General features: G+C 66.0%; 19 protein-coding genes. 13 read left to right on the forward strand and 6 right to left on the reverse strand.

Features of this window, described 5'->3' with window-relative positions:
- Window positions 1–108: 108 nt before the first annotated feature.
- From coxB to ASE79_RS05695, 11 genes are all read left to right on the forward strand, one after another.
- Window positions 109–1,260 (forward strand): cytochrome c oxidase subunit II, encoded by a 1,152-nt coding sequence (gene coxB, locus ASE79_RS05650; RefSeq protein WP_235516758.1) that lies wholly within the window; start codon window positions 109–111, stop codon window positions 1,258–1,260.
- 1 nt (window position 1,261) lies between these two features.
- Complete coding sequence (gene ctaD, locus ASE79_RS05655; RefSeq protein ID WP_056412799.1) at window positions 1,262–2,926, forward strand: cytochrome c oxidase subunit I; 1,665 nt, start codon at window positions 1,262–1,264, stop codon at window positions 2,924–2,926.
- A 400-nt stretch (window positions 2,927–3,326) separates the two neighbouring features.
- Window positions 3,327–4,769 carry a hypothetical protein gene (locus ASE79_RS05660; protein ID WP_056412802.1) on the forward strand — a complete coding sequence of 481 codons (1,443 nt, stop codon included), beginning with the start codon at window positions 3,327–3,329 and terminating at the stop codon, window positions 4,767–4,769.
- 60 nt (window positions 4,770–4,829) lie between these two features.
- Window positions 4,830–5,729 (forward strand): heme o synthase, encoded by a 900-nt coding sequence (locus ASE79_RS05665; RefSeq protein ID WP_056412806.1) that lies wholly within the window; start codon window positions 4,830–4,832, stop codon window positions 5,727–5,729.
- Complete coding sequence (locus tag ASE79_RS21380) at window positions 5,726–5,872, forward strand: hypothetical protein (protein ID WP_165391695.1); 147 nt, start codon at window positions 5,726–5,728, stop codon at window positions 5,870–5,872. Before ASE79_RS05665 ends, ASE79_RS21380 begins: the two co-directional genes overlap by 4 nt.
- On the forward strand, window positions 5,872–6,423 hold the full coding sequence (locus tag ASE79_RS05670; RefSeq protein WP_056412810.1) for a cytochrome c oxidase assembly protein: 552 nt from the start codon (window positions 5,872–5,874) through the stop codon (window positions 6,421–6,423). Before ASE79_RS21380 ends, ASE79_RS05670 begins: the two co-directional genes overlap by 1 nt.
- 29 nt (window positions 6,424–6,452) lie before the next feature.
- A complete protein-coding gene (locus tag ASE79_RS05675) occupies window positions 6,453–7,379 on the forward strand; it encodes a cytochrome c oxidase subunit 3 (protein WP_056412812.1) in 927 nt (308 codons plus the stop codon).
- A 190-nt stretch (window positions 7,380–7,569) separates the two neighbouring features.
- The gene (locus ASE79_RS05680; protein WP_056412813.1) at window positions 7,570–7,953 is read left to right on the forward strand and encodes a DUF983 domain-containing protein; all 384 of its coding nucleotides are present in this window, start codon (window positions 7,570–7,572) and stop codon (window positions 7,951–7,953) included.
- Entirely contained in the window at window positions 7,950–8,585 is a 636-nt protein-coding gene (locus ASE79_RS05685) for an SURF1 family cytochrome oxidase biogenesis protein (RefSeq protein WP_323755138.1), read from the forward strand. Before ASE79_RS05680 ends, ASE79_RS05685 begins: the two co-directional genes overlap by 4 nt.
- A 10-nt stretch (window positions 8,586–8,595) precedes the next feature.
- A complete protein-coding gene (gene thrC, locus ASE79_RS05690; protein WP_056412816.1) occupies window positions 8,596–9,996 on the forward strand; it encodes a threonine synthase in 1,401 nt (466 codons plus the stop codon).
- Window positions 9,993–10,862, forward strand: a complete 870-nt coding sequence (locus tag ASE79_RS05695; RefSeq protein ID WP_056412819.1) for a class I SAM-dependent methyltransferase — start codon at window positions 9,993–9,995, stop codon at window positions 10,860–10,862. The genes thrC and ASE79_RS05695 overlap by 4 nt, the downstream gene beginning before the upstream one ends.
- 261 nt (window positions 10,863–11,123) lie before the next feature.
- On the opposite strand, the gene ASE79_RS05700 is transcribed toward ASE79_RS05695, so the two are convergent.
- Together ASE79_RS05700 and ASE79_RS05705 are read right to left on the reverse strand one after the other, a co-directional pair.
- Window positions 11,124–12,101 carry an agmatine deiminase family protein gene (locus ASE79_RS05700; protein WP_056412822.1) on the reverse strand — a complete coding sequence of 326 codons (978 nt, stop codon included), beginning with the start codon at window positions 12,099–12,101 and terminating at the stop codon, window positions 11,124–11,126.
- Complete coding sequence (locus ASE79_RS05705; protein ID WP_056412825.1) at window positions 12,102–13,739, reverse strand: M28 family peptidase; 1,638 nt, start codon at window positions 13,737–13,739, stop codon at window positions 12,102–12,104.
- A gap of 163 nt (window positions 13,740–13,902) precedes the next feature.
- Between ASE79_RS05705 and ASE79_RS05710 the strand changes: the two genes are divergently transcribed.
- Window positions 13,903–15,876 carry an alpha/beta hydrolase family protein gene (locus tag ASE79_RS05710; RefSeq protein WP_235516759.1) on the forward strand — a complete coding sequence of 658 codons (1,974 nt, stop codon included), beginning with the start codon at window positions 13,903–13,905 and terminating at the stop codon, window positions 15,874–15,876.
- Between the two features lie 91 nt (window positions 15,877–15,967).
- Here the strand turns inward: ASE79_RS05710 and rpsD are convergent, their stop codons facing one another.
- Window positions 15,968–16,582 (reverse strand): 30S ribosomal protein S4, encoded by a 615-nt coding sequence (rpsD, locus tag ASE79_RS05715; RefSeq protein WP_056017869.1) that lies wholly within the window; start codon window positions 16,580–16,582, stop codon window positions 15,968–15,970.
- 192 nt (window positions 16,583–16,774) lie between these two features.
- Between rpsD and ASE79_RS05720 the strand changes: the two genes are divergently transcribed.
- Window positions 16,775–17,074 carry a chorismate mutase gene (locus ASE79_RS05720; protein ID WP_056412829.1) on the forward strand — a complete coding sequence of 100 codons (300 nt, stop codon included), beginning with the start codon at window positions 16,775–16,777 and terminating at the stop codon, window positions 17,072–17,074.
- A 121-nt stretch (window positions 17,075–17,195) separates the two neighbouring features.
- Here ASE79_RS05720 and ASE79_RS05725 read toward each other — a convergent pair whose 3' ends face one another.
- From ASE79_RS05725 to ASE79_RS05735, 3 genes are all read right to left on the reverse strand, one after another.
- Entirely contained in the window at window positions 17,196–18,410 is a 1,215-nt protein-coding gene (locus tag ASE79_RS05725) for a TrmH family RNA methyltransferase (protein WP_082445072.1), read from the reverse strand.
- Window positions 18,411–18,553: 143 nt separating this feature from the next.
- Window positions 18,554–19,018 carry a transcriptional regulator NrdR gene (gene nrdR / locus ASE79_RS05730; protein ID WP_056412833.1) on the reverse strand — a complete coding sequence of 155 codons (465 nt, stop codon included), beginning with the start codon at window positions 19,016–19,018 and terminating at the stop codon, window positions 18,554–18,556.
- Complete coding sequence (locus tag ASE79_RS05735) at window positions 19,019–19,198, reverse strand: hypothetical protein (RefSeq protein ID WP_055882487.1); 180 nt, start codon at window positions 19,196–19,198, stop codon at window positions 19,019–19,021.
- Between the last annotated feature and the right edge of the window lie 2 nt (window positions 19,199–19,200).

Consider the following 19,200-nt stretch of genomic DNA (forward strand, 5'->3'; position numbering starts at 1 on the left):
TAGCTCTTCCCAAATGATAAGCAGACATCCGCGCGTCCGGGATATCGGGTTCGCTATAAACCGGGGTCAAGAAAAACGATGCGCAAGATGGGGATGAGAGGATTTGCGATGGCAGCGGGGCTCGCACTGGCGAGTCTCGGTGGTGTCGCCGGGCATGCGGCCCAGCCTGCAAGCACACCGACAGCGACACCAGCACCTCAGGCCGCCGCGGCACCTGGCGGTGTCTCGAACATCGCACCGACGACCGCCGCCGCAACGCCCACCGCCAACCCGTCCAGCCCCGAGCTGGCGATGGATGGTGCGCCGGCAATGACGGTCAAGCCAATGATCGGTCAGCCGACCAACGGTCTGTACGGGCTCCAGCCTCAGGTCACCAAGAACGGCCAGTTCGCGCATTGGATGCACAATTCGATCCTGGTGCCGACGATCACGATCATCTCGCTGTTCGTCCTCGCACTGCTGTTCTGGGTGTCGTTCCGCTATCGCAAGGCGCGCAACCCGGTCGCGTCGAAGACCAGCCACAACACCGCGATCGAGATCCTCTGGACGCTCGCGCCGGTCGTCATCCTCGTCCTGATCGCAGTCCCCTCGATCGGGCTGCTCCAGGCGCAGTTCAAGCCCGCGCCGTCGGGTGCCGTCACGCTCAAGGCGATCGGCAACCAATGGTATTGGACCTATCAGTATCCGGACAATGGCGGGTTCGAGATCACCGCCAACATGCTGAAGGAAAAGGCTGACGTCGCCGCCGGCGAGCGCCCGCGCACCGATGCCGACGGCCCCAAGCTGCTCGCCACCGACAACCGCATCGTCCTCCCCGTCGGCGTGCCGATCCGCCTGATCACGACGTCGAACGACGTGATCCACAGCTGGGCGGTCCCGGCGTTCTGGATCAAGCTCGACGCGATCCCCGGCCGCCTGAACGAGACGAGCTTCACGATCGACAAGCCCGGCCTGTATTTTGGCCAGTGTTCGGAACTGTGCGGCGCCCGCCATGGCTATATGCCGATCGCGGTCGAGGCCGTTCCGCCCGCTGAATACGCGGCCTGGGTCCGCGCCAAGGGCGGCACGATGCCGACACCCGGCAAGGCCTCCGACAAGGTGATCCCGCAGCCCGGCGCAGACGGCTCCGCGGCCAAGGTCGAAGAGGCGGCGGAAACCGCCAACGCCACCGGCCCTGTCGAGAACGTCACCACCGCAGCCCCCGCGACGACGCAGGGCGCCACCTCAAACCCGGCCGGCGCCGGCAACGCGGGACAGTAAGATGACCGACACTGCTCTCAACCCGTCGGCGTTCGTCTCGCACGACGCGCACGACCATCATCACGATACCGATCACAAGCCGGGCTTCTTCGCGCGTTGGTTCATGTCGACCAACCACAAGGACATCGGCACGCTCTACCTGATCTTCGCGATCGTCGCGGGGATCATCGGCGGCTCGGTCTCGGGGCTGATGCGCGCCGAGCTCGCGCATCCCGGCATCCAGTATCTCCAGGGCTGGGCCTCGATGCTCCATGGCGGCCCTGCCAGCCTTGATGAATCGCTCCATCTCTGGAACGTGCTCATCACCGCACACGGGCTGATCATGGTGTTCTTCATGGTCATGCCGGCGATGGTCGGTGGGTTCGGCAACTGGTTCGTGCCGATCATGATCGGTGCGCCCGACATGGCGTTCCCGCGCATGAACAACGTGTCGTTCTGGCTGCTGATCCCCGCCTTCACGCTGCTGCTCGCCTCGCCGTTCTTCGGCGGCGCCGGTAATGGCTGGACGCTCTACGCCCCGCTCTCGACATACGGCGAGCCCGGACCGTCGACCGACATGGCGATCCTCGCGCTCCATCTCGCGGGTGCGTCGTCGATCCTCGGCGCGATCAACTTCATCACCACGATCTTCAACATGCGCGCGCCCGGCATGACGCTGCACAAGATGCCGCTGTTCGTGTGGTCGATGCTCGTCACCGCGTTCCTGCTGCTGCTCGCGCTCCCGGTCCTCGCGGCCGCGATCACGATGCTGCTGACCGATCGCAACTTCGGCACGACGTTCTTCGATCCGGCCGGCGGCGGCGACCCCGTCCTCTACCAGCATCTGTTCTGGTTCTTCGGCCATCCCGAAGTCTACATCATGATCCTGCCGGGCTTCGGCATCGTCAGCCAGATCATCTCGACGTTCAGCCGCAAGCCCGTCTTCGGCTATCTCGGCATGGCCTATGCCATGGTCGCGATCGGCGTCGTTGGCTTCGTCGTGTGGGCGCACCACATGTTCACCACCGGCCTGTCGGTGAACACCAAGATGTACTTCACCGCCGCGACGATGGTCATCGCGGTGCCGACCGGCATCAAGATCTTCTCATGGATCGCGACGATGTGGGGCGGCTCGCTTACCTTCAAGACGCCGATGGTGTGGTCGATCGGCTTCATCTTCATGTTCACCGTCGGCGGCGTGACCGGCGTCGTGCTCGCGAATGGCGGCATCGACGATTACATGCAGGACACCTACTACGTGGTGGCGCATTTCCACTATGTGCTGTCGCTGGGCGCAGTCTTCTCGCTGTTTGCGGGCTTCTATTACTGGTTCCCGAAAATGTCGGGCAAGATGTACAACGAGTTCCTCGGCCAGCTGCACTTCTGGGTGTTCTTCATCGGCGTGAACGTGATGTTCTTCCCGATGCACTTCCTCGGGCTCCAGGGAATGCCGCGCCGTATCCCGGACTACACGCCGCAGTATGAGCATTGGAACACTGTTGCTTCGGTCGGCTACATGATCATGGCCGCGGGCATGGTGATCTTCTTCGTCAACCTGATCTGGTCGATGATCGCGGGTAAGCCGGCGGGCGACAACCCCTGGGGCGATGGCGCGACGACGCTGGAGTGGACGATCTCCTCGCCGCCGCCGTACCACCAGTTCGAGACGCTGCCGAAGATCGACTGAGGCGGACAAGGGCCCTCAAGCCCCCGCCCGGCCGGCGCGGCAACGCCGCGTCCGACGACACGGGACTTGCTCCCGTGTCGGGGCCAGCCAGGAAAGAGAACGCCTCGGGGAAACCCGGGGCGTTTTTTGTTGAACAACCCGTCCAGGTCTCATCTTGGTTCCCCGCGAAGGCGGGAACCAAGACTGGGCTCCCGCCTTCGCGGGAGAACAAGGAAGCAGGCGCCCCAAAGTCTGTCATCCCAGCGAAAGCTGGGATCTCCGCCTGGGACTCCCGCCCCGCGTCAAACGGGAGACCCCAGCTTTCGCTGGGGTGACGGTGTGTGTCTGAGACCATCGGCCATCGGCCATCGGGCATCCGCCATTCACCATTCCAAAGGACAATCGCCCTACCCCCGGCTCGATGCCGAGCGCGCCACCCCCCGTCCGTCCCGACGCACCGCCCGGCATGCCGCGCGCGACCTTCGCGCTGCTCGCCGCCTTCGCCGCCTTCGCGTTCACGATCATCGTGCCGACCGCGCTTCGCGACGGCGATACCGGCTGGCATCTCGCGACCGGCGCGTGGATCGTCGCGCACGGACGCGTCCCGACCACCGACCCCTTCTCGTTCACCGCCGCCGGCCGCCTCTGGGTCGCGCACGAATGGCTGTCCGAACTGGCCATGTATGCGAGCTATCGCGTCGCCGGCTGGAGCGGCCTGATCGGCACCGCGATGGCCACCCTGTTCGCGCTCGTCGCGTACGAGATCCGCCGCTGGCTGAGCCCGCGCGCCAGTATCGTCGCGCTGCTGATGCTGATCACCGGCCTGCTCCCGTCGCTGCTGGCCCGCCCGCACATCCTCGCGCTACCGATCCTCGCCGCGTGGCTGATCGTCCTGTTGCACGCCCGCGAACGCGGCAGGGCGCCGCCGTTCGGTTTCGCGCTGCTTATGCTGGTCTGGGCGAACGCGCATGGCAGCTTCGTGTTCGGCCTCGCGCTCGTCGGCGTGTTCGCGCTCGAAGCACTGATCGCGGCCGCGCCGTCCGACCGTCGCCGCGTCGTGCTCGGCTGGGGCGCGTTCGGCGTGGCTTGCGCCGTCGCCGCGACCGTCACCCCTGCCGGCATCGACGGTCTCGTCTTCCCGTTCTACGTCGATCGCCTTAAACTGCTCGCGCATCTCAACGAGTGGCAACCCGCGGACTTCGCGACCTTCTCCGGGTTCGAGGCGATCCTGCTCGCCACGCTCGCGGTCCTTCTCCTGCGACCGGTACGCATTCCGCCGATCCGCCTGCTCCTGATGCTCGGCGTCCTGCACCTCGCTCTGCAGCATACCCGGCAGGAGATCGTCCTCGTGGTCGTCGGCATCCTCGTCCTGGCAGAACCGCTCGGCAAAGCCTGGACCGCGAAGACCGCCCCTTCGGCAACGCCTCAGCGTGCAAGCCGGTCGATCGGCGTCGTCATCCTGCTGCTCGCGATCGGCCTCGCCGGCTACCGAGTCGCCCTGCCGGTGGTGCGCGCCGACAGCGCGGGCGTTCCCATCAAGGCGCTTCGCCATGTACCGCCGCCGCTGCGCCGCCAGCGCGTGTTCAACGAATACAGCTTCGGCGGGTCGCTGATCCTCGCCGGCATCCGACCCTATATCGACGGCCGCTCGGACATGTACGGCGACCCGTTCACGCTCGACTATTTCGCGATAGCCGGCGGCGACACGACGCGCTGGCGCGCGGCGAACGCGCGCTGGCATTTCGGCTGGACGATCCTGCCGCCACGCTCGCCGCTGGTCCGCATGCTCGACCGCGATCCTGCGTGGCAGCGCATCTATGCCGACAACGTCGCGGTGATCCACCGCGTCAAGTCGGCGCGCTAACCGCCGGACATGCGGAAGCTTTGCGCACCACGCCGCAAACGCGTATAGCGTACCCGAACCATGACTCCTGCCACCCCCCTTCTTCCACCGGCGCATTGGCGCGATTTCCTTGCGTTGACGAAGCCGCGCGTGATGACGCTCGTCGTCTTCACCGGTCTGTGCGGCATGCTCGCCGCGCCTGTCGACGTACATCCGGTGATCGGCTTCACCGCGATCCTGTGCATTGCGCTCGGCGCAGGCGCCGCCGGCGCGCTCAACCAGTGGTATGAATCGGATATCGACGCCGTGATGCGTCGCACCGCGAAGCGTCCGCTTCCCGATGGCCGTATGGACCGCCAGGCTGCACTCCATTTCGGCGTCGGGCTCGGCGCGTTCTCGGTGCTGTTCATGGGCGTCGCGGTGAACCTTGTCGCGGCCGCGATCCTGACCGTCTCGATCCTGTTCTACGTGCTGGTGTACACCGTCTGGCTCAAGCGCCGCACGCCGCAGAACATCGTCATCGGCGGTGCCGCGGGCGCGTTCCCGCCGCTGATCGGCTGGGCCGCGGCGACCGGCGACGTCGCGCTGCTACCCGTGCTGCTGTTCCTGTTCGTGTTCCTGTGGACGCCCCCGCATTTCTGGGCGCTCGCGCTGTTCATGAAGAGCGATTACGCCGCCGCTGGCGTGCCGATGCTCCCGGTCGTCTCGGGAGAGCGCACCACGCGGACGCAGATCGGGCTCTACACGATCCCAATGGCCGCGGTCGCGATCCTGCCCTGGCCGCTCGGGCTGACGGGGCCGATCTACGGCATCGCAGCGGTGCTGCTGACCGGCTGGTTCGCGCTGCTCGCCGTCCGTGTCGCCAAACGTACCACGCATGCCGACGATGCGATGAAACCGGAGAAGGCCTTGTTTAGATACTCGATCCTGTACCTGTTCGTGATGTTCGGCGCTCTGGTCGTCGACCGGTGGTTCGCATGACGCCCCTGGAGCCCAACCAGGCCGACCTGATCCGCAGCCGCCAACGTGGGCGTGCGCGCGTGATGGCGCTGTTGCTCGGCGCGTTCGTCATCCTGATCTTCGCCGTCTCGATCGCCAAGATCCGCGCGGGCATGCCGCACTGATGGCCGGCTGGAAGGCCATGTCGCGCACCAATCGCACCGCGGCGCTCGCGGTGCTCTTCATCTGTTTCATGACCGGGCTCGCCTGGGCGAGCGTGCCGCTCTACCGCCTGTTCTGTTCGGTCACCGGTCTCAACGGCACCACGCAGCGCGGACTGGTCGCCCCCGGCGCGGTCGATCACCAGATCCGGGTAGATTTCGACACCAATGTCAGCCCCAAGCTGCCTTGGAAGTTCACCCCCGAGAATCGCTCGGACACGATCGCGATCGGTGCGCGCGACATGGCGTTCTTCACCGCCACGAACACCTCGACCAAACCGCTCACCGGCACCGCGACGTTCAACGTCCAGCCTGCGCAGGCGGGCAAGTATTTCACCAAGATCCAGTGTTTCTGCTTCACGCAGCAGACGCTCAAGCCCGGCGAGACCGCGCGGATGCCGGTGATCTTTTTCGTCGATCCGAAGATCCTGAGCGATCCGGACGCGGCAGACATCCAGACGATCACGCTAAGCTATACGTTTTACCCGGTGGATTCCGCGAAAAACGCAAGCTAGGACGGGCGCAAAGAGAATAGGGGAGTTCCATGGCCGGCGCTAAGAACCACGATTATCATATCCTGCCACCCAGCGTTTGGCCGTTGGTCGGATCGATGTCCGCGCTGATCATGGCGGTCGGCGGCATCATGTGGATGCACGGCGGCCATATCGACAAGCCCAATGGCGGCGGCTGGATCTTCTTCATCGGCCTCGCGGGGCTGCTGTTCACCTTCTACAGCTGGTGGGCGCAGGTCATCAAGGAAGCGCACGACGGCGATCATACCCCGGTCGTCCAGCTCCACTTCCGCTACGGCATGATCCTGTTCATCGCCTCCGAGGTGATGTTCTTCGTCGGCTGGTTCTGGGCCTTCTTTGACTTCTCGCTGTTCCCGACCGCGATGACCTATGCCGATGGCAGCGTCACGCGCGCGGTCGAAGGCGGTGCGGCGATGATCGCGCAGTGGCCACCCAAGGGCCTGACGGTTATCAACCCGTTCGAGCTGCCGCTGCTCAACACGCTGATCCTGCTCACCTCGGGCACCACCGTGACCTGGGCGCACCATGCGCTGATCCACAACCAGCGCGGCGGCGAGAAGACCGGGATCTGGGGGATGATCGGCGTCGGCAACCGCGATGGCGTTCTCAAGGGGCTGTGGCTGACGGTGATCCTTGGCGTGCTGTTCAGCTCGATCCAGGCGTATGAGTACGTCCACGCGCCGTTCCCGTTCAAGGGAATCAACTATGGCGCGGCGTTCTTCATGGCGACCGGCTTCCACGGCTTCCATGTTCTGATCGGCACGATCTTCCTGATCGTCTGCCTCGTCCGCGCCTATCGCGGCGACTTCACCCCGCGCCAGCATTTCGGCTTCGAGGCGGCTGCGTGGTACTGGCATTTCGTCGACGTCGTGTGGCTGTTCCTGTTCGTCACCGTCTATGTCTGGGGCGGCTGGGGCGCCCCCGTCCACGGCGGTTGAGCGTCTACGGGACACATCCCGTTAGGCACCACTCCGGCGAAGGCCGGGGCCCAGTTGGCGAGGTCGCAGTAACGAAGCGCTGCCCTCCCTTAGCAACGTCTCCCAACTGGGCCCCGGCCTTCGCCGGGGTGGCGGCATGTTTCGGTACCGCAACAGGACGAGCCAACGGTCCCATCCTTAGGCTGAACCCATGACCGAAGACCCCTACCCGCTCGCCACCGCCCCCACGATCGCGCAGGTCGCGCTCAAGGGGCTGTGCCCGCGCTGCGGCAAGCCAACCCTCTTCGCGAAATGGTCCAACTTCGCCGACCGCTGCCCGAACTGCGGCCTGGACTTCAGCAAGTTCAACGTCGGCGACGGCCCCGCCGCGTTCCTGACGCTGATCCTCGGCGCGGTCGTCGTCGCGCTCGCGATCACGCTGGAACTCAAGGTTCATCCGCCGCTGTGGCTGCACATGCTGATCTGGATCCCCTTCACCGCGGGCGGCGTGATCTTGTCGCTCCGCGCCGCAAAGGGTGCGCTGATGTCCGCCGAATATCGCAACGCCGCGCGCGAGGGCAAAATCGAACCGTGACCCGTCCCTCGCCGCGCATTCCCGTCATCCCGACCATCCTCGTCACGCTCGCGATCGCGGCGATGATCGGCCTCGGCCTGTGGCAACTTCTCGACCGCCTCCCGAAAAAGGAGGCGTTCCTCGCGCAGCTCGCCGCCAACCCCGCCAAGCCGCCGATGGCGTTCCCGCGCCTTCCCGACGAGACGCTCCTCTTCCGCCGCGCGTCCGGCCTCTGCCTCCAGCCGACCGCCATCACGCTCGCCGGCGCGGGCAAATCCGGCTTCCGCGCGATCGCGCAGTGCCGGACCGGCGCCGAAGGGCCCGGCATGATCGTCCAGCTCGGCACCACGCGCGATCCAATGGCTAAGATCGTCTGGACCGGCGGCCAAGTCTCCGGGTTCATCAGCCACGCGCCCGACGGCCGCTCGCTGATCGGATCGCTGTTCGATCATACCCCGCAGCGCTTGATGCTGGTCGCGGACACGCCACACGCGGGCCTTTCACCCAACGGCCGGCCCGACATCGCCTCGGTCCCGAACAACCACCTCGCGTACGCGGGCCAGTGGTTCTTCTTCGCCGCCATCGCCGCGATCATTTATGTCCTTGCGATAGCCAAGCGGCGCAACCTTGTGTCGAAAGCCTCGTCCCGCTAACCGGCTGGCCATGCGTTACATCAGCACCCGCGGTTCCGCCCCCGTCCTCGATTTCGAAGCCGCGACGCTCGCCGGCCTCGCCTCCGACGGCGGGCTGTATTTGCCCGAGGCCTGGCCGACAATGACCCGCGACGAAATCGCGGCGCTCGCCGGACTCTCCTATGTCGACACCGCGGTCGCGGTGATGGCGCCGTTCGTCGGCGACGCGATGACGCGCGACGAGCTGAAGGCGCTCTGTGAGCAGGCCTATGGCCGCTTCTCGCACGCCGCGGTCGTGCCGCTCGTCCAGCTCGACCACGACCAGTGGCTGCTCGAGCTGTTCCACGGCCCGACGCTCGCGTTCAAGGACGTCGCGCTCCAGCTGCTCGGGCTCTTCTTCGAACGCTTCCTCGCGGGCACGACCAAGCGCCTGACGATCGTCGGCGCGACCAGCGGCGACACCGGCTCGGCCGCGATCGACGCGGTCGCGGGGCGCGAGGGCATCGACATCTTCATGCTCCACCCCGTCGGCCGCATCTCCGATGTGCAGCGCCGCCAGATGACCACGGTGCTCAGCCCCAACGTCTACAACATCGCGATCGAAGGCAGCTTCGACGACGCGCAGGCGCTAGTGAAAGCGATGTTCAACGACCGCGCCTTCTCGACCAAGTTTGCGCTCTCGGCGGTGAACTCGATCAACTGGGCCCGGCTGATGGCGCAGGTGGTGTATTTCTTCTACGCCGCGGTCCGCCTCGGCGCGCCGGATCGCGAGGTGGCGTTCGCAGTCCCCACGGGCAACTTCGGCGACGTGTTCGCAGGCTATGTCGCGGCGCAGATGGGCCTCCCCGTCGCCAAGCTGGTCGTCGCGACCAACGTCAACGATATCCTTCACCGCGCGCTCAGCACCGGCGATTATTCGAAGGGCGGCGTCCAGCAGACCCCGACCCCGTCGATGGATATCCAGGTCAGCTCCAACTTCGAACGCCTGTTGTTCGATCTCGGCAGCCGTGACGGCGCGGCTTTGGCGACGCAAATGGCCGGCTTCGAATCCTCGGGTGCGATGCGCCTCACCAACGCGCAGTCCGAAGGGGCCGCGGCGCTCTTCCAGAGCGACCGTGTCGACCTCGACGACATGACGCTCGCGATGCGCTGGGCGCATGAGCATGCGGGGCAGGTGATCGACCCGCACACCGCGATCGGCCTCGCCGCGGCGCTGCGCCTCGACGTGCCGGCGGGCGTTCCCATCGTGACGCTCGCGACGGCGCATCCCGCCAAGTTCGGCGACGCAGTAGAGCGCGCGACGGGCGTGCGGCCCTCGCTCCCCGCCCGCGTCGGCGACCTGTTCGACCGCGAGGAACGCTACGCGACGCTCCCCGCCACGTTCGACGCGATCATCGCCTATATCACCGAGCGGGCGAGGCCGTCGGCATGAAGCTGCACACACTTATCGGCGAACCCTGGGCGGATTACGGCCTGATCGATTCAGGGCACGGCAAGAAGCTCGAACGCTATGGCCGTTTCCGCTTCATCCGCCCCGAACCGCAGGCGATGTGGGCGCCCGCCTCGACCGACTGGAAGGCACAGGGGGAATTCGTCCCCGGCTCCGACGAGGATGGCGGCGGCCGCTGGGAATTCGCCGAACCCGTTCCCCGCGAGGGCTGGACGCTCAAGTGGAACGAGGTGTCCTACACCGCGCAGACCACCCCGTTCCGCCATCTCGGCTTCTTCCCCGACATGGCACCGGTGTGGAGCTGGATGCGCGAACGCGTGGCGGGGCTCGACTCGCCCGAGTGCATGAACCTGTTCGGCTATACCGGCGTCGGCACGCTCGCGATGGCGACCAAGGGCGTCCGGATGGTGCACGTCGATGCCTCGAAAAAGTCGGTCGAGGCGGCCAAGGCCAACGCCAAGCTCTCGGGCATGGCCGACGCGCCGATCCGCTGGATGACCGACGACGCGGCGAAGTTCGTCGCGCGCGAGGTTCGGCGGGGGCGGCGGTATGACGGCATCCTGCTCGATCCGCCCAAATATGGTCGCGGGCCGGAGGGTGAGGTGTGGCGTCTCGAGGAAGATCTGCCGAAGCTGATCGCCGATTGCCGCAAGCTGCTCGACGAGAATTCGCGGTTCCTGTTCCTGACGGTCTACGCAGTGCGGATGTCCGCGCTGGCGATCGGCGAGCTGCTCAACCAGGTGTTCGCGGATTTGCCCGGCAAGGTTGAAGTCGGTGAGTTGGGCGTCCGCGAGGAAGCGCGCGGGTTGACGCTCCCCACCGCAATCTGGGCCCGCTGGAGCCGCTAGCTTCCGCGTGCGACCTCCCACGGCATCTTAACCACCCCGGCGAAGGCCGGGGTCCAGTTGGGAGACGTTGCTGACGACGCGCTACGCGACGTTACTGCGACCTTTCCAACTGGACCCCGGCCTCCGCCGGGGTGGAGGTTTGTGGGAAGGTAAGACGCAAGTTGGCTGCCGTTCCCCCCGCGAAGGCAGGGGGCCAGGCGCCAGAAACGACACCGCTTGCAACCCTGGGCCCCCGCCTTCGCGGGGGAACACGACAAGGCGTCAGCCGGGAATCTGCTGCGAGATGCAGTGGAAGCTCCCGCCGCCCGTCAGGATATGATCCGCGCGCTGCCCGACGACCTCGCGGTCCGGGAACAGCGCCTGGATCGCTACGACCGCCGCCTGGTCGTTCTCGGCGCCGTACAACGGCACCACCACCGCGGCATTGCCGATATAGAAGTTCATGTAGCTCGCCGGCACGACCTCCTCGTCGCGCAGCACGCGGCCCGGCGACGGGATCGTCACGACCGTCAGCCCGGCTGCCGCAGCATCACGCGCGGCATTCTGGTACACCTGCCAGTTTGGATCGTTGTCGGCCGCCTGCGGGATCGCCACGCGCCCCTCGCCCACGAACCGCGCGAGGTTGTCGACATGCCCGTCGGTATGATCGTTTACCAACCCGTCGCCCAGCCAGACGACGCGGGTATAGCCGAGGTCAGACGCCAGCCGCGCCTCGATCTCCGCCTTGCTCAGCGACGGATTACGGTTGCGGTTGAGCAGGCACTGCGCCGTCGTGACGACCGTCCCGGTGCCGTCGCCATCGATCGCGCCCCCTTCGAGCACCCACGCACACGCCTCGACCTGCTTGTGCCGGCTCGCCGCCAGCCGCTGCCCGATCGTGTCGTCACCGGGCAGGTCGTATTTTCCGCCCCAGCCGTTGAACTGGAAGTCGCGCGCGCTGCCGTCGGCGACGATGATCGGGGCGGTGTCGCGCAGCCAGATGTCGCCGAACGGCTCGACCACCACCTCCGCGAACGGCGCGAGCCGCTTGGCGGTGGTCGCCGACCCGACGTCCGCTGCGACGAGGATCACCGTCTCGCCCCGGCCCTCGGCATGCACCGCCCTGGCGAACGCGACGACCTCGTCGCGCGCGGGTTCCAGATCGTCGAGCCACAGGTCCGCATGGCTCGGAAAGCCGATCCAGACGGCCTTGTGATGCGCCCATTCGGCCGGGGTCGAGACGGCGGTAGTCGTGGTCACTTACTTGGCTCCTGCGCGATCGCGGTCACGAATGCCGCGGAATTCGGCGCTCTTATACCAGTTCGGCCACAGACTGGTATCGTCCGCGAGCTTGCGCCCGAGACCGTAATAGATCCCCAGATCCTCGACCGCGCCCGACCAGTCCCACTTCGCGTCATATTCGTCCGCGGGCTTGTGATAGCGGTGCGCGACATAGTCCTCGCGCGCGGCATGCCCCGCCGCCGTCCCACCGACGACCAGATCCTCGCCGCTGCCCCCGTCGAGCATCGGCACGCCCAGCTTGGCAAAGCTGAAATGATCCGACCGGTAATAGCCGCCGCGTTCCGGGTTCGCCTCGACCCCGATCACGCGGCCCTCGGCGGCGACGAACGGCTTCACCAGATCCTCGATCTCCGACTTGCCCGCGCCGGCCAGCACGAAATCCTTCGCGCGCCCGTCGACGTTGAGCACGTCCATGTTCACGCCGCCCACGGTGTGCGCCAGCGGATAGATCGGATGCTCGGCATAATAGCGCGAGCCGAGCAGCCCCGATTCCTCCGCCGTCACCGCGAGGAACGCGATCGAGCGCTTGGCCGGCCCCGCCTTCACCTGCGCCTCGGCCAGCGCGACCAGCCCGGCGATACCCGTCGCGTTGTCCGCTGCGCCGTTGCAGATGTCATCGCCATCGACCCCGTCGCAGCGCCCGAGATGATCCCAATGCGCCGAATACAGCACGTAATCGTTGGGAGCAGTCGTGCCCGGCAACACGCCAATGACGTTCTTCGAGGCCTGGCGCTTGATCGTGTTCGTGAACCCGCCGCCGAACTTCAGCCCGAGCGGCACCGCCTTGAACCCCTTCACCTTCGCCGCCGCGGCCAGCGTCGCATAGTCCTTGCCCGCGCTCGCGAAAACGCGCTCGGCGGCCGCCTTCTGCATCCAGCCGACGATCTGCGACTGGTCGAGATGATCGCCCTTCTCGTCCAGCTCGAGCTGCGGCCCGGTCCAGGACGACTGCACCACCGCCCACGGATAGGCCGCCGGCTCGGTATCATGGACGATGATCGCCGCCGCCGCGCCGTGCTTGGCGGCGTTCTCGAACTTGTACGGCCAGCGGCCATACCAGGTCATCGCGCGGCCCTCGAACGGCCCCTCGCGCGACATCGTCTGCCAGTCGGCGTCGTTGATGAGGATGACGACGGTCTTCCCCTCCACGTCGACGCCCGCATAATCGTCCCAGCCCTTTTCGGGCGCGGTGATCCCGTAGCCGACGAACACGACGTCGCTGTTCGCCACGGCGGACTTGGGCGCCACGCGGTAGGTGCCCGCGACCATGTCGGTGCGATAGGCGAGGCTGACGGGCGCCGTGCCACCGGTGAAGCTGAACGGCGCGACGTTGCCCGCCGTGATCTCCACCATCGGTACGTCCTGCGTCCACGTGCCCTTGTTACCCGGCTTCAGCCCCGCCGCCTTCATCCGCTCGACGATATAGGCGACGGTCTTCGCCTCCGCAGGCGTGGTCGGCGCGCGGCCTTCATACGCATCCGACGACAGCACCTGCGTGACGGTCTTGAGCGTCTCGACTGAGATCGTCGGCGCGGGCCCGCCCTGGGCGGCAAGCGGGAAAGGCAACAGCAGGGCAGCAAGTATCAGGGGACGCATCTATGCTCCAATCGGTTGGCGCCGCTCTTTTCGCACCCGGTTTAGCGCTTGTCCACGAACACGATCCATTTCCGATATACACCGATTGCCAGCGCGCGCGGGTCGGATACTATCGACCGGATACGGGGAATCAGGGGGTTTCGTGACGATAGGATCATGGGCGATGCCGGCGTTGATGCTGGCGGCGGCGACAAGCCTGGCTACTGTGCCCGCCGACGCCGCACCAAGCGATGCGGCGCGGCAATTCGGTGCGCGGGACAATGTGACGGGCGTCACGATTTCACCGGACGGCAAGGCACTGGCGGTGATCCAGCCAACTGCGGGCCGCGGCGCCGTGCTGTCGATCGTCCGTCTCGACGATGGCAAGGGCATGAAGCCAATCCTGACGACGAGCGGAAACCCGGAGCGGCTGCGCTATTGCCGCTGGTCGACCAATACGCGATTGGTTTGCGGGCTGTACGTGATCGATATGATCGGCACGTCCTATTACGGCTATACCCGCCTCTTCTCGATCAATGCAGACGGCAGCGACCAGAAGCTGCTGAGCGCGCGCGGCAACGAATATTCGCTCGGCATTGCGCTCGGCGGCGGTGGCGTGATCGACTGGCTGGGCGAGAAGGGCGACGGCACCGTGCTGATGCAGCGCTTGGCCGTTCCCGAGGTCACGACCGGACGCATAACCGGCCAAACCCGCGAGGGGCTGATGGTCGAGCGCGTCGATACAACTACCCTGTCGCGCGCGATGGTGGAAGCGCCGCGCGGTGGCGTCGCAGGCTATGTCACCGACGGACGCGGGGTGGTCCGCATCATGGTGCGCCGCCCAACGACGACGCTGGGGCAGAATGCGGGCCGCTACGACTTTCTTTATCGCCGGAAGGCTAGCCGTGAATGGCTGCCGCTGTCGACGGTGACGACCTCCGGCGGCCGTTCGAGCGGGTTCGTACCCCAGGCCGTCGATCCCGATTTGGACGTCGTCTACGGTCTCGACGCGACAGGCGGACGCACTGGGGTGTACAGCATCGCGCTCGACGGCAGCATGACCAAGAAACTCGTCTTTTCTCGCCCCGACGCGGACGTCGACGAGCTGGTCCAGATCGGCCGCCAGGACCGCGTCGTCGGCGCCAGCTGGGTCACCGACAAGCGCGCGACCGCGATGTTCGATCCGCCCCTCAAGCAGTTCGCCGCCTCGCTGTCGAAGGCACTGCCGGGCGCGCCGCTGACGAGCTTCGTCGATGCGAGCGCGGACGAGCAGAAGCTGGTCATGTTCGCGAATGCCGATACCGATCCGGGCCGCTTCTACCTGTTCGACAAGACGACCAAGAAGCTTGCCGAGATTCTCCCGATCCGCCCGCAGCTTACCGACGTCAAGCTGGCGCAGGTCAAGCCGGTCAGCTTTCCCGCCGGCGACGGGACGATGGTGCCGGGATATCTGACCCTACCGCCGGGTAGCGACGGCAAGAACCTTCCGACCATCGTCCTGCCACATGGTGGCCCCTGGGCGCGCGACGAATGGAATTTCGACTGGCTGTCGCAGTTCTTCGCCCATCGCGGCTATGCCGTGCTGCAGCCCAATTATCGCGGCTCGACCGGCTATGGCGACAGCTGGTTCCAGCAGAACGGATTCCGATCGTGGAAGACTGCGGTCGGCGACATCGACGATGGCGGGCGGTGGCTCGTCAAGCAGGGGATCGCCGATCCCGCCAAGCTGGCGATCGTCGGCTGGTCCTATGGTGGCTATGCGGCACTCCAGTCTGGAACTGTCGATCCGACCTTGTTCAAGGCGATCGTCGCAGTCGCACCCGTGACCGATTTCGACCTGTTGCGTCAGGAGTGGAAAGGTGATTCGACGCCACAATCGCTGGACGAGACGTTCGGGACGCGGGTCACCGCCGAGGAAGGCTCACCGGCCCGGCACGCCGATCGCTTCGTGGCGCCCGTGCTGCTGTTCCACGGGGATCGCGACCAGAACGTGTCGATTGCCGAAAGCCGGTTGATGGCGTCACGCCTGAAGGGGGCAGGCAAATCGGTTCAGTTCGTCGAGTATAAGGGGCTCGACCACCAGCTGGAAGACGACACCGCGCGGACCGACCTGCTCGACCGCGCCGATACGTTCCTGCGGACGGCGATGAAGATGTAACGAAAAAGGGCGGCCCCATCGGGACCGCCCTTTTCTGTTTTCGAACCGCGCCGTGGCGAAGCCACGTCGTCAGACGTCGAACGTACTCGACTTAACGCGAGTAGAATTCGACGACGAGGTTCGGTTCCATCTTCACCGGGTAAGGCACTTCGTCGAGCGTCGGAACGCGCGTGAAGGTAACCTTAGCCGCGCCGTCCGGAGCGACATAATCGGGGATTTCGCGCTCGGCGAGGCTCTGCGCTTCCATCACCAGCGCCATTTCCTGCGCCTTCGAACCCAGCGTGATCTCGTCGCCGACGAAGCAGCGACGCGAGGCGATGTTGCACTTCACGCCGTTGACGCGGATGTGGCCGTGCGAAACGATCTGGCGGGCCGCGAAAATCGTCGGCGCGAACTTGGCGCGATAGACGATCATGTCGAGACGCTGCTCGAGCAGGCCGATCAGGTTCTGCGAGGTATCGCCCTTCAGACGAGCCGCCTCATGGTAGCATGCGCGGAACTGCTTCTCCGTCACGTCGCCATAATAGCCCTTGAGCTTCTGCTTGGCGCGCAGCTGGATACCGAAGTCGCTGACCTTACCCTTGCGGCGCTGGCCGTGCTGGCCCGGGCCGTATTCGCGCTTGTTGACCGGCGACTTGGGACGACCCCAGATGTTCTCGCCCATACGGCGATCGAGTTTGTACTTCGCGCTTTGACGCTTCGACATAGTATAACCTTTGCAAATGCAAACAACGTTGGTCCCGGTATCGCTCTGCTGGTCGTCGTGAGACCCAAGGGTCCGGACAAGGCAGGGCCACCGCTTCACCGGGGTGCAGGGCCATTGCGAAGGCGGGCGCCTAGACGGAGGGCGCGCCAGAGTCAAGCTGGACAGGCTGCGGGCCGCTCGGCAAGAGGCGGCATGAGCATCCTATCCGGACCCGACTGCACCACCATGACCGAGGTCCGCGCGGGCGTCGACGCGCTCGACCGCGAGCTCGTCGCACTCTTGGCGCGGCGCTTCGCCTATATGGACGCCGCCGCACGCATCAAGCCCGAACGCGGCCATGTCCGCGACGAGGCGCGCAAGACTCAGGTGATCGAGAATGCGCGGGCCGAGGCCACGCGGCTGGGGTTGCCGGATGAGGCAATCGCGGATCTGTGGGAAGGGCTGGTCGAGGCGTCGATCGCGTATGAGCTAGCAGCGTTCGACCGGCGCTGAGACGGGCTGCGGAGGACGCCGCCGCCCCGCTCCCGTCATCCTGGACTTGATCCAGGATCCAGAGCCACAAACGCCGCCCTCTCTGGCTCTGGATCCTGGGTCAAGCCCAGGATGACACAGGTCAACCCCGGGGCTTCTTCCCCGCCAGCGACGACAGCACGCCGCGCATCGTCCGGATCTCCTGGCTCGACCAGCCGGGCTTCGTCAGCAGCGTGCGCAGCGTCCGCCGCGTCGTCTGGATCTTGTCGGGCGGATAGAAGAACCCCGCCCCCATCAGCATCGTATCGAGCTGCCCGATCATCCCGTCGAGCTCCTCCTGCGGCGCAGGCGGCATGATCGGGTTGATCGACGGCTGGCTGAGCTCGCGCTCCGCGGTCAGCCCCTTGGACCATTCATACGCGACCAGGATCACCGCCTGGGCAAGGTTGAGCGAGCCGAACTCCGGATTGATCGGCACCGTGATGATCGTCCGCGCGACCGCGACGTCGTCGGTCTCGAGGCCCGATCGCTCGGGCCCGAACAGGATCGCGGAGCGGCCGGGCGCGGCGTGGATCTCGGTCGCGGCCTGTTCGGGGGTGACGACGGGCTTGGTCACGCCCCGCTTGCGGACCGTGGTGGCGAACACCTGCGCGCAGTCCGCGGTCGCCGCAGCGACGCTGTCATAGACCTGCGCGTTCTGGAGCACGATGCCCGCGCCGCTGGCGGCGGGGCCCGCGGAGGGGTTGGGCCAACCGTCGCGCGGGGATACGAGGCGCATCTCGACGAGCCCGAAATTGAGCATCGCACGCGCGGCCTTGCCAATATTCTCGCCGAGCTGGGGGCGGACGAGGACGATCACCGGGGGTGGGGTGGGGCCGCCGACAATCCCGGCCCCGTCCGAAAGCGTCTCGCTGTCGCCGGTAATGTCCGCACGCGTCATATTTTCGTCAATCACGTCGCCAAATCCACCAATCTCGCCAAGCTCACCAAAGTCGATGTGCTCAGCCAATTCACCCCGGTCTTCCACCCCACCCCGTTCGTCCTGAGTAGGGGCTGAGCGAAGCCGAAGACCCGTATCGAAGGACTTGCGCGCGAGGAAGCGCACCGCCTCCCAATTGCCCGCCGCCAACGCTTCTTTCTTCGCGCGGCTCCATCCCTTTAGCTGGCGCTCGGCTCCCAGCGCTTCGATCCTGCTCGGGAAATCTTGCGACCAAATGAGTGTCACCGGGCGCCGGTTATGCGTGTATCCCGGAAACTCGCCAAGCTGGTGCTGCGCGATGCGGCGTTCGAGCGCGTCGGTATGGCCAATATAATAACTGCCGTCGGAACAGCGTAGCATGTAGGCGTAAAAGCTCATGCAACCTGTCCTTCGATACGGGCCTTCGCCAAGCTCAGTCCCTACTCAGGACGAACGTAAGGGGGTGAGGCAATGTCGATAAGGTGAAGTGCGCAATGTGGCCAGCACTGGCGCGGATCGAAGGACCGACTCGCTGGCCCCGATCACTCCGCCCGCCCGACCTCCTCGACGCTCCCGGCAAAAGCCTCGAAGTCCTTAGCCTCGCTAAAATCCCGGTACACACTCGCAAACCGGATATACGCGACCGAATCGAGCCCCTTGAGCCCATCCATCACCATTTCGCCGATCCGCTTCGACGTCACGTCGTTTTCACCCAGCGTCTCGAGCCGGCGCTGGATCCCGCTCACGAGCTTGTCGATCCGCCCCGCCTCGATCGCCCGTTTCCGCGTCGCGATCGACAGCGACCGCAGCAGCTTCTCGCGGTCGAATGGCTCACGCCTGCCCTCGCTCTTCAACACGAACAGTTCGCGCAACTGGATGCGTTCGAACGTCGTGAAACGCGCGGCGCAGCCCTCGCATTGGCGCCGGCGTCGGATCGCCGCCCCGTCTTCGGTGGGGCGGCTGTCCTTTACCTGGCTGTCTTCATGTCCGCAGAAGGGGCAGCGCATTCAGACCTTCTTCTTGCCCTTGTAGTAGGCGTAGCCCGCGCCGGCGAGCGCACCGAAGATCGGGCCGATCACCGGCACCGGGATCGCCACGACCGCGCCGAGCGCGCTCCACTTGGCCATGCTCTTGCCGAGGCCGGGGGTCGCCTTGATGTCGTTCTGGATTTCGTCGATCTTCGACATGC

This window comes from Sphingomonas sp. Leaf28 (assembly GCF_001421685.1).
Classification (GTDB): Bacteria; Pseudomonadota; Alphaproteobacteria; order Sphingomonadales; family Sphingomonadaceae; genus Sphingomonas; species Sphingomonas aurantiaca.